This window comes from Bacteroides sp. AM41-16 (assembly GCF_003603495.1).
Lineage (GTDB): Bacteria > Bacteroidota > Bacteroidia > Bacteroidales > Bacteroidaceae > Bacteroides > Bacteroides uniformis.
In genome coordinates this window covers 122,985-136,904 of the sequence record NZ_QTNE01000011.1, presented here as the reverse complement: position 1 = coordinate 136,904, position 13,920 = coordinate 122,985, and the positions used below count along the sequence as shown (strand labels likewise).

Annotated in this window: 10 protein-coding genes; 8 read left to right on the top strand and 2 right to left on the bottom strand. The window is 50.5% G+C overall.

Features of this window, described 5'->3' with window-relative positions:
* Nucleotides 1–88: 88 nt before the first annotated feature.
* The 8 genes from DW896_RS11795 (at nucleotide 89) to DW896_RS11760 (ending at nucleotide 9,426) form a co-directional block, all read left to right on the top strand.
* Nucleotides 89–1,588, top strand: a complete 1,500-nt coding sequence (locus tag DW896_RS11795; RefSeq protein WP_009037570.1) for a THUMP domain-containing protein — start codon at nucleotides 89–91, stop codon at nucleotides 1,586–1,588.
* Between the two features lie 20 nt (nucleotides 1,589–1,608).
* The gene (locus DW896_RS11790; protein ID WP_119993281.1) at nucleotides 1,609–3,834 is read left to right on the top strand and encodes a DPP IV N-terminal domain-containing protein; all 2,226 of its coding nucleotides are present in this window, start codon (nucleotides 1,609–1,611) and stop codon (nucleotides 3,832–3,834) included.
* Nucleotides 3,835–4,024: 190 nt separating this feature from the next.
* Nucleotides 4,025–5,299: a phosphoribosylamine--glycine ligase gene (gene purD / locus DW896_RS11785; RefSeq protein WP_117969063.1), complete on the top strand. Its 1,275-nt coding sequence runs from the start codon at nucleotides 4,025–4,027 to the stop codon at nucleotides 5,297–5,299.
* Nucleotides 5,300–6,295, top strand: coding sequence for a hypothetical protein (locus DW896_RS11780; RefSeq protein WP_005834261.1), 996 nt, complete (start codon nucleotides 5,300–5,302; stop codon nucleotides 6,293–6,295).
* The gene (locus tag DW896_RS11775; RefSeq protein WP_005830979.1) at nucleotides 6,280–6,759 is read left to right on the top strand and encodes a YqaA family protein; all 480 of its coding nucleotides are present in this window, start codon (nucleotides 6,280–6,282) and stop codon (nucleotides 6,757–6,759) included. Before DW896_RS11780 ends, DW896_RS11775 begins: the two co-directional genes overlap by 16 nt.
* 162 nt (nucleotides 6,760–6,921) lie before the next feature.
* The gene (gene mnmD / locus DW896_RS11770) at nucleotides 6,922–7,602 is read left to right on the top strand and encodes a tRNA (5-methylaminomethyl-2-thiouridine)(34)-methyltransferase MnmD (RefSeq protein ID WP_005830981.1); all 681 of its coding nucleotides are present in this window, start codon (nucleotides 6,922–6,924) and stop codon (nucleotides 7,600–7,602) included.
* A 77-nt stretch (nucleotides 7,603–7,679) separates the two neighbouring features.
* Nucleotides 7,680–8,582 carry a metal ABC transporter solute-binding protein, Zn/Mn family gene (locus DW896_RS11765; RefSeq protein WP_005830983.1) on the top strand — a complete coding sequence of 301 codons (903 nt, stop codon included), beginning with the start codon at nucleotides 7,680–7,682 and terminating at the stop codon, nucleotides 8,580–8,582.
* Nucleotides 8,583–8,616: 34 nt separating this feature from the next.
* A complete protein-coding gene (locus DW896_RS11760) occupies nucleotides 8,617–9,426 on the top strand; it encodes a metal ABC transporter ATP-binding protein (RefSeq protein WP_005830985.1) in 810 nt (269 codons plus the stop codon).
* An 82-nt stretch (nucleotides 9,427–9,508) separates the two neighbouring features.
* Here the strand turns inward: DW896_RS11760 and DW896_RS11755 are convergent, their stop codons facing one another.
* Nucleotides 9,509–11,398 carry a hypothetical protein gene (locus DW896_RS11755; protein ID WP_172679951.1) on the bottom strand — a complete coding sequence of 630 codons (1,890 nt, stop codon included), beginning with the start codon at nucleotides 11,396–11,398 and terminating at the stop codon, nucleotides 9,509–9,511.
* A complete protein-coding gene (locus DW896_RS11750) occupies nucleotides 11,388–13,916 on the bottom strand; it encodes a glycoside hydrolase family 9 protein (protein WP_008662438.1) in 2,529 nt (842 codons plus the stop codon). Before DW896_RS11750 ends, DW896_RS11755 begins: the two co-directional genes overlap by 11 nt.
* Nucleotides 13,917–13,920: the final 4 nt, after the last annotated feature.

Below are 13,920 nucleotides of genomic sequence, written 5' to 3'. Positions count from 1 at the left end.
TTCAAGTAGTTAAATGGTTATCAGCCACTAATGAGAGAAACGAGTGACAACTACCCAGATTGCCGATTCACATAAAGTAAATGCATAGATGAGCGAACAATCTTTTGAAATGATTGCCAAAACCTTCCAAGGACTGGAAGAGGTACTGGCACAAGAGCTGACTGCACTGGGCGCCAACGAAATAGAAATAGGCCGCCGCATGGTATCTTTCAGTGGTGATAAGGAAATGATGTACAAGGCAAACTTCTGCCTGCGTACAGCCATCCGGATACTGAAACCCATCAAACACTTCACAGCCAAAGATGCCGACGAGGTTTACGAACAGATTAAAGCCATCCGATGGGAAGACTATCTGGATACGGACAAGACCTTTGCCGTGGACGCGGTTGTATTCAGTGAAGAGTTCCGTCATTCCAAGTTCGTTTCCTACAAGGTGAAGGATGCCATCGTGGACTATTTCCGCGAGAAGACCGGCGAACGTCCCGGCGTGCGTGTCAACAAACCGGACGTGCTGCTGAACATACACATTGCCGAAACCAAATGTACGCTGTCTCTCGACTCCAGCGGCGAATCGCTGCACCGCCGCGGTTATCGCCAGGAAGCAGTAGAGGCCCCGCTGAATGAGGTGCTGGCCGCCGGCATGATATTGATGACCGGCTGGCGTGGCGAATGCGACCTGATAGACCCGATGTGTGGTTCGGGAACCATTCCCATCGAAGCGGCGCTGATTGCACGCAACATCGCTCCGGGCGTATTCCGCAAGGAGTTCGCTTTCGAGAAGTGGGTGGATTTTGACCAGGAGCTGTTCGACACGATATACAATGACGACAGCCAGGAACGTGAATTTACGCATAAGATATACGGTTACGACAACAGCCCGAAGGCAAACGAAATTGCCACACACAATATAAAGGCTGCCGGCGTAAGCAAGGACGTGGTATTGAAGCTGCAACCTTTCCAGCAATTCGAGCAACCTGCGGAGAAATCCATCATCATCACCAATCCTCCCTACGGTGAGCGTATCTCTACCAACGACCTGCTGGGCCTTTACTCCATGATTGGCGAGCGTCTGAAACATGCCTTTACGGGCAACACCGCATGGATTCTTTCTTACCGGGAAGAGTGCTTCGACCAAATCGGGCTAAAAGCCACCTCCAAGATACCTTTATTCAATGGTGCGCTGGAATGCGAATTCCGCCAGTACGAAATCTTCGATGGAAAGTACAAGGAATTTCGTGCCGAAGGCGAGGAGTTGAGCAAGGAGCGCAAAGAATTTCGTCCGGCTTCTGGGGAACGGAAAGAGTTCAAACCCGGAGAAAGACGCGAATTCCGTCCCCGATTCAGTGGAGAGAGACGTGAATTCGGTAGCGAAAGACGCGAGTTCAACGGCGAACGCAGACCAAGAGAATTCAAGGACGGCGAAAAGCGCGAATTCCGTCCGCGTGAAAGAAGAGAGTTCAAGGATGGGGAAAGACGGGAGTTCAGACCGAGGGAAAGACGTGAATTCGGTGGAGAACGCAGAACAAGGTCGGGTGAGTCTTACCCGGAAAGCAAAAGAAGAGAGGCGGGAAAGAAGGAAGAAGAATAACACGAACAATGACAAGGAGAATGAATGCAAAGAAAATAAGTAAGAGCATTCTTGCACTGCTGATAACAGTACCTGCTCTGCTTGCAACAAACGCTATGGCACAAGAACTAAAAAAGCCGACCCTGGAAGATCTGATTCCCGGAGGTGAGACCTACCACAAACCGGAAAACAAATCGTACCAGTGGTGGGGCGATGCCGCTTGTCTGGAACTTGGCATCGACAATATAGAAGGTACATGGGCTGTCAAAGGATTAGGTGCCAAGCCCGGAGAGAAATTCACTGCCATCACATTGGAAGAAGCCAACGCGCTGCTGGAAGAAAAAGGACTTGGAAAACTGCGTCACTTTCATGCTGCAAAGGCTGTCAACGTACCCCGAGGCGTCAATCTGGGTATTCAAGTCCAAATAGACCCACTCCTGCTGCTGAACACCGGCAAGTACCGTGCCCTCGTCGACTGGAAGAAGAAAAAAGTCATCTGGAGCCAGCCTTGCCCCGCCCAAGCCGCAAATGAGGATTGGAACGAGGTAAGCCGCCATTTGGCTTATACTATCGGCAATAATCTCTATGTGATGACCGGTGACGGGCAAACCCTGAAAGTCACCAACGAACCGGAAGGCATCGTCTGCGGTCAAAGTGTGCACCGCAATGAATTCGGCATTTCAAAAGGCACTTTCTGGAATCCTGCCGGGGACCTGCTGGCTTTCTATCGAATGAACGAAAGCATGGTTACCCCCTATCCATTGGTTGACATCACGGCAAGAATAGCGCTGGTGGATAAAATACGTTACCCCATGGCCGGCATGCTCAGCCATCAGGTAAAGGTAGGTATCTACAATCCGGCTACTCAAAAGACCATCTACCTGGACATGGGCGACCCCAAAGACCGCTACTTCACCAACATCACCTGGGCACCGGATGGCAAAAGCCTCTATCTGATAGAGCTAAACCGAGACCAGAATCACTCCAAACTGTGCCGGTACGATGCCGAAAGCGGAGAGCTGCAACAAGTGCTCATCGAAGAGAGACATCCCAAATATGTGGAGCCGCAATCTCCCATTCTATTCCTGCCATGGGACAGCCACAAGTTCATCTATCAAAGCCAGCGTGACGGTTTCAACCACCTATACCTATACAATACGGAAGGGGAACTGCTGAAGCAACTCACCTCCGGCCCTTGGCTTGTACAAGACATCGTAGGTTTTAACCGGAACACGAAAGAGCTCATCATCAAGAGTACGGAAATCTCTCCTTTGCAGAGCAACCTTTACGCTGTCAACCTGAAGAATGGCAAACGCAGCTTGATAGGAGACCCAACCGGCATGCACTCGGCACAAATCTCCGGTTTCATGGGAACTTACCTCATCGACAATGCCTCTTCGCCCACTTGCCCCCGTATCATAAAACTGATGTCCACCAACCCGAAAAAACAACGGGAACACACACTGCTGACAGCCAAGAACCCCTACGAAGGCTTTGAAATGCCCAGCATAGAAGTAGGCACCATCAAAGCCGCCGACGGCAAGACAGACTTGTACTACCGCCTGATAAAGCCTGCCGACTTCGACCCGGCAAAGAAGTATCCCGCCATCGTCTACGTATACGGCGGCCCGCACGCCCAGATGATAACGAACGGCTGGATGAACGATGCCCGCGGCTGGGACATCTACATGGCAAACAAAGGCTACATCATGTTCAGCCTCGACAACCGTGGCAGCAGCAACCGTGGACTGGAGTTTGAAAACGCCACCTTCCGCCAGCTGGGCATCGAAGAGGGCAAAGACCAGGTGAAGGGCGTAGAATTCCTGAAAAGCCAGCCTTATGTGGACGGAGAGCGTATCGGCGTGCACGGCTGGAGCTTCGGAGGACACATGACTACGGCGCTGATGCTGCGCTATCCCGAAATTTTCAAGGTAGGCGTTGCCGGCGGACCGGTTATCGACTGGGGATACTACGAGATAATGTACGGTGAGCGCTATATGGACACTCCGCAAGCGAACCCGGAAGGCTATAAGCAGACAAATCTGAAAAACCTTGCCGGTAACTTGAAAGGACATCTGCTCATCATACACGACGACCACGACGACACCTGCGTGCCGCAGCACACCCTTTCATTCATGAAGGCGTGCGTGGATGCCCGTACCTATCCCGATTTGTTTATCTATCCCACGCACAAGCACAACGTCCTGGGACGCGACCGTGTGCATCTGCACGAGAAGATAACAAGATATTTTGAAGAATATCTTTAATGTACAATGTACCATATACAATGTACAATTTGCTATGCAGTGCGGGCGTGCAAATAGGGAGTAGATGGTAGAAGAAAGAAGAGAATAAAAGAGAGAATAAATCATTAAGTATAACAATCTGTACAACTTACCTGATGCCCCACAGCACAGACAAATTGTAAATTGTACATTGTAAATTGTAAATGAACCCATGAAAGTATTATTATTAGGCTCCGGTGGCCGTGAACACGCTCTGGCATGGAAGATTGCCCAAAGCCCGAAAGTAGAGAAACTATATATTGCGCCCGGCAATGCAGGTACAAGCGAAGCAGGCGAGAATGTGAACCTGAAGGCGACAGACTTTCCCGCACTCAAGGCCTTTGCCCTTGAGAAAGAAATCGACATGATTGTTGTGGGTCCCGAAGACCCGTTGGTACAAGGCATCTTCGACAGCTTCAAGGAAGACCCTGCCACCTGCCATATCGACATCATCGGCCCCACCGCCAAAGGTGCCACACTGGAAGGTAGCAAGGAATTTGCCAAAGGCTTCATGATGCGCCACAACATCCCCACTGCCCGCTACAAGAGCATCACCGCCGACAACTTGCAGGAGGGACTCGACTTCCTCGCTTCCCTCGAAGCGCCTTACGTACTGAAGGCCGACGGACTGTGTGCAGGCAAGGGCGTGCTGATTCTCCCCACACTGGAAGAAGCTCAGAAAGAGCTGAAGGAAATGCTGGACGGCATGTTCGGCGATGCCAGCGCCACGGTAGTCATTGAAGAGTTCCTCAGCGGCATCGAATGTTCCGTATTCGTGATGACAGACGGCCGCCACTATAAGGTATTGCCCGTAGCCAAAGATTACAAGCGTATCGGCGAAGGCGACAAAGGCCTCAACACCGGCGGTATGGGCAGCGTTACTCCCGTACCTTTTGCCGACGAAACATTTATGGAAAAAGTACGCACCCGCATCATCGAACCTACCGTAAACGGTCTGCAGGAAGAAGAAATCGGCTACCAAGGCTTCATCTTCCTGGGACTTATCAACGTGAAGGGCGAACCGATGGTGATTGAATACAACGTCCGCATGGGCGACCCCGAAACCGAAAGTGTGATGCTACGCATCAAGAGCGACCTGGTAGACCTGCTCGAAGGCGTTGCCCAGGGCGACCTCGACCAGCGTACACTGGAATTCGACCCACGCACAGCCGCTTGCGTCATGCTGGTGAGCGGAGGATATCCGGAAGCCTACGAAAAGGGCAAGGTGATGACCGGATTCGAGAAGGCTGCCGAAACAGACAGCATCCTCTTCCATGCCGGAACAGCCACCAAAGACGGACAGACCGTAACCTCCGGTGGCCGTGTCATCGCCGTCTGCTCCTATGGTGAAACGAAGGAAGAAGCCTTGCAGAAGAGCTACCGCGTGGCCGACATGATAAACTTCGAGAAGAAATATTTCCGTCGCGACATCGGATTTGACTTATAAATGAGAACGAAGAGATTCCAGAACCGGATAACGGCAGGGCGGTTCACACTACCCACCGCTATCCTGATTTCAGTATCCTGCTGGATACTGACCGCTGTTCTGTTGCCCGAGACGGAGACACAGCAAAGCGGATATTCCCTTTGGGAAACATTCTGCGACTTCTGCATCCCCACCTGGGCAAACCGTCTCTTCAGCTTTATTCTGTATGCCGTCATCGGGTACTTCCTAATACAGCTCAACAATACGTTCGCCATCATCCGGATGCGGGCATCGGTACAGACTTCTGTCTACTTCCTGCTGATATCCGTCTGCCCCAGCCTGCACATGCTGTATGCGGGAGACTTGGCAGCCGCCTCCTTCCTGGTGGCACTGTTTTTCCTCTTCAAGAGCTACCAGCAGGCACGGCCCACAGGCAGTCTCTTCCACGCCTTTGTCTTCATCGGACTGGGCAGCCTGCTTTTTCCGCAGCTCATGCTGTTTGTCCCCATCTTCTGGATAGGTGCCTACAACTTCCAGTCTCTCCAACCCAAAAGTTTCTTCGCTTCCTTGGTAGGATGGAGCGTACCCTACTGGCTGTTGCTGGGACACGCCCTCTACTACGGGCAAATGGAACTCTTCTGCCAACCCTTCCGCGAGCTGGTGACCTTCGCTCCCACCCGGTTCGACTATCAGCCGTGGGAACTCGCCACCCTCGGGTATCTCCTTGTTCTGTTCATCGTCAGCGCGGCACACTGTCTCATTGCCGGCTATGAAGACAAGATACGCACCCGAAGCTATCTACACTTCCTCATCCTGCTGAATTTCTGCATCTTTGTCTATATCGGACTGCAACCGGTATTGAGTGTCCACCTGATGTCCTTCCTGCTCATCGGTGTCAGCATCCTGGCGGGACACTTGTTTGTACTGACAAATAGCCGCAGTTCCAATATATTCTTCATTTGTGCATTTATCGGATTATTCATTCTATTAGGATTCAACATATGGACGCTTTTGTAGATACACTCGTACAGCTGCTGATTGACTGGGGATATGTCGGTCTGTTCATCTCTGCCCTATTGGCAGGAAGCATCATTCCGTTCAGTTCCGAGATAGTGATGGTAGCACTGGTCAAGGTCGGTCTAAGCCCGGCACTGTGCGTACTCTCCGCCACCTTGGGAAATACGCTGGGAGGCATGACGTGCTACTACATGGGACGTCTGGGACGTATAGACTGGATTGAGAAATATTTCAAGGTAAAAAGGGAAAAGATAGAACGGATGCAGCATTTCCTCCAAGGGAAAGGGGCACTGATGGCTTTCTTCGCCTTTCTGCCTTTTGTGGGAGAGGCCATAGCCATTGCACTGGGCTTCATGCGCAGTAATCTGATGCTGACCACCACGTCCATGTTTGCAGGGAAACTGGTGCGCTACATAGCTATGCTGTGGGCACTGCAAGGAGCCATTTCGATGATGAATTATTGACATGTAGTGAGTTTGAGCAATAGATGTATAGATACAACGCGTTGGATGTATAGATGCAACGTGCTGGATGTATAGATGCAGCACGCTGGATATATAGGCGCAACAACACGCTGAATCACAGATAATTAAACTAAATAAAAACATTCAACAAAAGCAGAAGTGATGCAACGAATCATAGAGAAGACGGAAGACGGAAGTGCGACACTGTTTGTACCGGAACTGAATGAACATTATCATTCGGTAAAGGGGGCACGTACAGAATCACAGCACATCTTCATCGACATGGGACTGAAAGCATCCGCTACTGCCCGCCCGCATATCCTTGAAATCGGTTTCGGCACCGGACTGAATGCCCTGCTTACACTGGAAACTGCCGAAAAGGAAAAGAGACCTGTGCACTATACCGGTATCGAACTCTATCCGCTTGCATGGCCGGAGGTGGATGCGCTAAAATATAGCGACAATCCTCTGTTCGAGGAACTGCATCGGGCTGCGTGGGAAGAAGAAGTTGCCATAACTCCTTATTTCACACTGAGAAAAGTGCGGGCAGATGTCGAAACAATAAGCATTGACAGTTTGTTAATGATTAATAAATCTCCGTTCGATGTTGTCTACTTCGATGCCTTTGCACCCGAAAAGCAACCGGGAATGTGGGAGGAAAAAGTCTTCCGGAATATCCATGCCGCCATGAGCACTGATGGCGTGCTGACCACCTACTGCGCCAAAGGAGTAGTACGCCGCATGCTGCAAGCCGTAGGATTCAAGGTAGAGCGTCTCCCAGGTCCCCCCGGAGGGAAACGGGAGATACTGAGGGGAAGGAAAGAGGAAGTGATAAATGGATAAGGAATAGTTGATAATGAATAGTTGATGCCCCCTGCCACAGCGCAGCCAAATTGTAAATTGTAAATAGTAAATTGTAAATGAAAAAGTTTTGTTTTTTACTCCTCATAGCCACCTTGCTCTTCTCGTGCAAGCAAGGAGGCCAACAGAACAAGAAGAATGACGATAAACCCGTGATTACCGTCACCATCGAGCCGCTGCGGTATTTCACCGAAGCCATTGCCGGCGATGAATTCACCGTCGTCAGCATGGTGCCCAAAGGTTCAAGTCCGGAAACCTACGACCCCACGCCCCAGCAGCTTGTCGACCTTGCCCAAAGCAAGGCCTATTTCCGCATCGGCTACATCGGTTTCGAGCAGACATGGACGGAAAAACTGACGGACAATGCTCCCCACCTGCAATTCTTCGATATGTCCGAGAATGTGGAACTCATTCTGGACGATACCCATGCACATCATCATAAAGACGGGCATGTACACGAAGGCCATACGCACGCCGGTGGTGTGGAACCCCACATCTGGAATTCCACCATCAACGCCCAAATCATTGCCGGAAACATTCTGAATGCACTCTGCGCCATAGACAAAGCCAATGAAAGCGTCTACATGGAACGTTACAACGTACTCATCCGGCAGATAGAGCATACAGACAGCCTCATCTGCCAGATGCTTTCCAGCCCGAATGCCGACCGTGCCTTCATGATTTATCATCCGGCACTTTCCTACTTTGCCCGCGACTACAACCTGAACCAGATTCCTATCGAGGCAGGTGGAAAGGAGCCCTCCCCCGCCCATCTGAAGAGCCTGATAAACTCCTGCAAGAAGGAGAAGGTACGCATCATCTTTGTACAGCCGGAATTCGACCGCCGCAATGCCGACCTTATCGCCCAGCAGACCGGAACCCGGGTAGTGGCTATCAATCCCCTCTCATACGACTGGGAGGAGGAGATGATGAATACGGCCAGAGCGCTTGTAAAAGAGTAAACGATGATTCTGTCCATTTAACGAAGAAGAAGCTATGCCTGCATCCCCCATTATAGAGATAAAGAACCTCAGCGCCGGATACGATAACCGGACCGTACTGCATGATATAAACCTGACTATCTACGAACGTGATTTTCTGGGTATCATCGGTCCCAACGGTGGTGGAAAGACTACCCTTATCAAATGTATACTGGGACTGCTGAAACCCACTACCGGGGAGATTCTATATCACTCCTGCCCTCCATCCCCCTCCGAAATTGCCAATTGTCAATTATCAACTGTCAATTGTCAATTATCCATGGGTTACTTGCCCCAGTACAGCAGCATCGACCGGAAATTTCCCATCACCGTAGAGGAGGTCATCCTTTCAGGACTCAGCAGCAAGAAGCCGCTGGCTTCACGCTTCACCGCCCGACACCGCGAGAAAGCCTCTGCCGTGATAGCCCGCATGGGGCTGGAAGGCATGGAGCAGCGTGCCATCGGCGCTTTGAGCGGCGGACAGTTGCAACGTGCCCTCCTGGGCCGTGCCATCATCTCCGACCCGCAGGTGGTGATTCTCGACGAACCCAGCACATACATCGACAAGCGTTTCGAAGCCCGCCTCTACGAACTGCTGGCAGAGATAAACAAGGATTGCGCCATTATTCTCGTCAGCCACGACATCGGCACGGTGTTGCAGCAAGTCAAGTCCATTGCCTGCGTCAACGAAACCCTGGACTACCATCCCGATACCGGCGTTACGGAAGAATGGCTGGAACGCAACTTCAACTGCCCGATAGAGTTGCTGGGGCACGGGACACTGCCGCACAGGATATTGAAAGAACACAAGCATTCTCACGGATGACTGGAAGCAAAGGAGGCCGACCCATTGTAGAACCGACCTCCCGTTACCCTTCCGAATAACTATCCGACAATCTTCTTACCCGTCATTTATATTGGAAAGCCTTATACGAATGGGGTAGTAATGACAAACGGAAAGAGTTCTTTGGTGTCACCGGACGCCTGCTCTGTACGGGTTCGGCAGGAAGGGGAGCCAGAATATCTCCATTCTCCAGATTTTCCAACCTCGTCACCTCATCATCGGTAACAATACGCACTTCCACCGGTTCATCATTGAAGTTCTCCACCACCAGTGTTTTATTGTCATACACAAACAATCCGACTTTGGAGGGAGCCTCCAGATAGATATCCATATCCCTACTCATAATGCGGCGAATCTCATTCAAGGCTTTTGCCGGAAAATCATATAAATTTCCCATATCATCGGGAATGGTCAATACATATAGATTGCCGGCGGCATAGGGAGCTCTCAACAAAATAGGATACCCCGATACTCCTCCCGTCAACGGACGGCCCGCACTGACTACTTCCCAAGCATCATTCGTATAATACTGAACCTGCGGTATCAATAAATCGCGTCCGGCTTGTCCATATCGGCCAAAATCATTGACAAGAGCTTTCAAATCGGTACAACGCAACTCTACTATTTCGGCAATTTTTTCAGGAATGGCTTTCAGCAAGCCGCTTGTAATCACCACATCCCGTCCGCTTTGCAATTGCTTCCTAATGTCGGTCATGAGCTCCGGAGCTTGAGCCGCCTGGGCAGTCAGCAGCACCACTTGTTGGTCTTTCGGAAAAACGGGACGTATATCCATCGGCAAACCTATCATGCCCAGATAATTCTGCAAGAAATCATCACCCGCCACATGAAAAGGCTTGTAGGACTTGATGCCAATGGGGTTACCCAACTTACCTACCAGTTTATCAGTCTGTTTCAATACAACATCCGCAATGCGTGCCATGGTGGTAGGCTCTATGGAAGTTCCGTTCTTCTGCCGGATAGGGGCAGTCATCTCATCATAATTAAAGCTGGTGCCCATGCCCTGCCAAGGGGTACGGAACCTGGGAGACAACTTCACGCCCAGAAGCTGGTTATAGGCAAAGAGAATGATTTCGGGAGCCTTGGCAAGCATGGTCAGATGCAGCTGCTCAGCATAGCGGTCCATACCCAGATTCAGTCCACCGGAGTCCACCCATCCTCCACCATTGTAGCCCGGACGCAGATTATCAAAATAACGGATAATATTATAGCTTAGATAATTCTGCAGATGCTGGTTGCCGGCAGGGTCCCTTGTTTCGGTACCCGTCCAGACACCGTCAAAGAGTTGGGGACCTTCCTCCAGATTAAAGCCCAAACCTTGGAAATGGTCGTACCAGTTGGGATACTTGATGATTACCTTTACACGAGGATTCACCTTCTTGGCAGGTTTCAGCACAAGGTCGCGCCCGGCTTCAGTCATCAGCTTCAAACGGTATTCCGTCCAGCTCTGCGTACCTTTGGCTTTTATCTCTATGTCCGACTTGCAACTGGTGAAGAAAAAGTCATCCAGAATAAACTCGTCAAAGTGCTTTGCCGTATGTTCTGCAATCTTTCGCACCATCTCACGATGCTCGGGATTGGAATAGCAGAACGTCTCGAAACTGTTCGCCTCGTTGATGGTGTAGGTAATTCCTCCGGCAGTCTCTATTCCCCGGTCATGGAAAAATTTCTTAGCTTGCTCCAGGGTGGCGTCATCCACAATCAGTAAATCACGATGTGTTTCCAAATAAATCTTGTCCACTTCCAACTGTTGTGAAATCACATTCCAAGTCGAATCCAGCCAATGGATGTCCTTCATCTTGTCTACCTCGTAGGCACGTACATAGACCGATACCTTAAAATTGTCATAAGCTTTTGCCTGCATGGCCATAGTGCAGACCATGCAGAGCAGAAAAGCTACAATTACAAACTTATCTACCTTTATTTTACTGTTCATTACCATTCAATATTTTCTGAGATGCCAATACCATATACATAAACCACGTAGCATGTCCGCCCAAACAGTACTCACCTTCCTGCCATAAGAACGGGAAATGAAGTAATTCGGGCAAGTCGGGACGAATCAGATTTGTACCCGGAGACACTCCACCCGGAATATAAGACCAGTCGGCACGGTTGACACCATAGGCGGCTTTCACCGTTTCGGCACCGACTCCCGTTACAAACGCTGCCTGATTACGTCCCGGATGCATACCGAGCAGGTATTGGACAGCATTGAAAATATAGTCCGGTGCAAACAAGTCAGGATAGGCAGCATGCAGGTAACAGTAATTGTAGCCCAGATGCTGGGGTTCCCATGAACCGGAAGAACGGTTACCTCTGTCATGCGGCACTCCATACGGAGTTTTACTGCTATACTCCTGATACATAGCCTGCAACTCCGGCAGTGCTTTGCGAACAGCCTTGCTGAAACGTGCATTTCCCACAGCTTTGTCGAAACGTCCGATGAACCAACCCGTCTGACGGATATTCTTGCAGATGAAATCCTGCTGCTGCAAAACGAAATCACGGTACTCCACTTCCTTTGTCGCCAGATAAAGTTCTACGGCAGCATGTACCTTGGCTGTCAGCACCCGGTTGTTGTCGCAGCGGGTAATCCTGAACAATTCACGGGCTATCTCCAGACAATCCGCTCCCAATGCATCGTTATGTCCCTTCAAGACACGTGAAATACCTGCCAGCCAAGCGGCTACCTGAAGTTCCCTACCAGGGTTGTCTTCCGTAAACACCCAGCGGTCGTCGGCAGTCCCACTGACATGGTCTGTATGGGCCGACGCATCACCCAAGTGTGCATACTGGCGTACGGTAGGACACAGAATCCCTCTGTAGAGACGCCCCAGAGCCTTCCAACCCGCCACTATCGTCAAAGCACCGTTTTCCACCTGCTGCAACAAGTCATTCTTTCCATCCGGCTGGTGAATCTCGACTATCTTCTTTTCAAAATCTATGGAAGTCTCGTCCCAATAGGTACCAAAGTTCTCACAAGCCATGGCAAGTATATAGGCCTCGCCTGCCTGGGATTCCACACGCAGGTCATAGTCCCCCGCATCGTGCCATCCACCCACATTCAGCCCTGGAACCAAATCACCCGGCTGGTACTTACAAAGAGTAGAGGTTCCCTGAGTATATCCGTCTATATGGTTGATATCGGTTTTGGCCATACGTGCATCGTCATGATGACAGAAGTCATGCCATACACGGTATTTTTCGTTCACACGCATGTGGCACATCTGTACCGGCAAAAAGTATTCCACCTCTGCCTGCCAGATACCCTTGTCCCACACATCTTTGGCAATGCGGAACACCGGAGAAGCAGCATCGCCGTACATTACCTGATAGAGCCCTTCTTCCGTCACTTCCGTGAAATCGAACTGCAGATAGTGGTAGCGTTGGAAATCTCCCCAATCCTTGGCAGCCTGCTGCTTTACCAGTTTCCTGCCATCGGCAGCAATGCGATAAAGGGCAGGTTGCTTGAAGTCTGTATCCCGTTTATCCAACTCTATGACAGCCACTTTCTTCTGTCCAGGATGGTAACCTACTTGAGAGGCTTGCACCACCGGTGCATAACGCCAGTCTTTAGTGACTGTCGGACGGATTATCCATTTCACCGCACCTTCCTTTGTCCCTGCCGGGAACTCCGAACGGAGCACAAACCAACCGTTGTTATGATTTATCCTTCCATCATACAGCAGCAAGTCTCCTTTCTCACTTTCAATCGTAATCTTTGCCAAATCATCCTGAGGATTGAGTACAAACTTTTTCCCTGCGGCCAAAGGAGCAGAGACGATATCATCGGCAATCATCGGGTTATAAGTCTTTCTATCCAACAGCAACTGGTCCAAATCAGCTTTCCCGTCAGGGTTGAAATCTCCGATATGCTCCATATTGGAAGACTGTTTCATGGTGGGCCCCATCGCCTGGTGGGGAAAGACTCCCGTCCGGTTGTCCATAATCCACGGCTTGCCCAGCAAAGTGGAAGGTACCAATTCCAGATTAAAGCCCAACTTGCCGGCAAACCGCTCGGGCACTGGTTGGTCCAAATCAACGGTCAATACCAGATAATCCTTCTCGCCTTTGACCTTAATGGTATAGCCAAAAACAAAATCCGGATAAAGCATCGGATTAAAGCCTGCCATGTGTTTGGCCGAATCCGGATAACTCAATGTGACACGGATTTCATTGTCAGCCTCATCCACCACCCGGCTTCTCATCTTGGGCAATCCCTGCCACTGCCCTTGCGAGATTTCAAAGCGCACATCTCCATTGGCAGCCCTGCGGTCTCCATTCAAAACAAGGGTCAGTCCTCCCTGGTGTCCTTCAGGGTAGACGTCACTGAACACCATCACATTGGCCCCGCCATTCTCAAAATATCCCGATGGATTGATTCTGAAATCCTGGGCGTGCAGCCCCATACAAAGCATCAGTGATGCTGCACCTGCTATAAATTTCTTCATAAAT

Bases quoted from the DNA above. Each gene is read 5' to 3' on its own strand.
- DW896_RS11795 (WP_009037570.1), top strand. From the start codon at position 89: ATGAGCGAACAATCTTTTGAAATGATTGCCAAAACCTTCCAAGGACTG.
- DW896_RS11790 (WP_119993281.1), top strand. From the start codon at position 1,609: ATGAATGCAAAGAAAATAAGTAAGAGCATTCTTGCACTGCTGATAACA.
- purD (WP_117969063.1), top strand. From the start codon at position 4,025: ATGAAAGTATTATTATTAGGCTCCGGTGGCCGTGAACACGCTCTGGCA.
- DW896_RS11780 (WP_005834261.1), top strand. From the start codon at position 5,300: ATGAGAACGAAGAGATTCCAGAACCGGATAACGGCAGGGCGGTTCACA.
- DW896_RS11775 (WP_005830979.1), top strand. From the start codon at position 6,280: ATGGACGCTTTTGTAGATACACTCGTACAGCTGCTGATTGACTGGGGA.
- mnmD (WP_005830981.1), top strand. From the start codon at position 6,922: ATGCAACGAATCATAGAGAAGACGGAAGACGGAAGTGCGACACTGTTT.
- DW896_RS11765 (WP_005830983.1), top strand. From the start codon at position 7,680: ATGAAAAAGTTTTGTTTTTTACTCCTCATAGCCACCTTGCTCTTCTCG.
- DW896_RS11760 (WP_005830985.1), top strand. From the start codon at position 8,617: ATGCCTGCATCCCCCATTATAGAGATAAAGAACCTCAGCGCCGGATAC.
- DW896_RS11755 (WP_172679951.1), bottom strand. From the start codon at position 11,398: ATGAACAGTAAAATAAAGGTAGATAAGTTTGTAATTGTAGCTTTTCTG.
- DW896_RS11750 (WP_008662438.1), bottom strand. From the start codon at position 13,916: ATGAAGAAATTTATAGCAGGTGCAGCATCACTGATGCTTTGTATGGGG.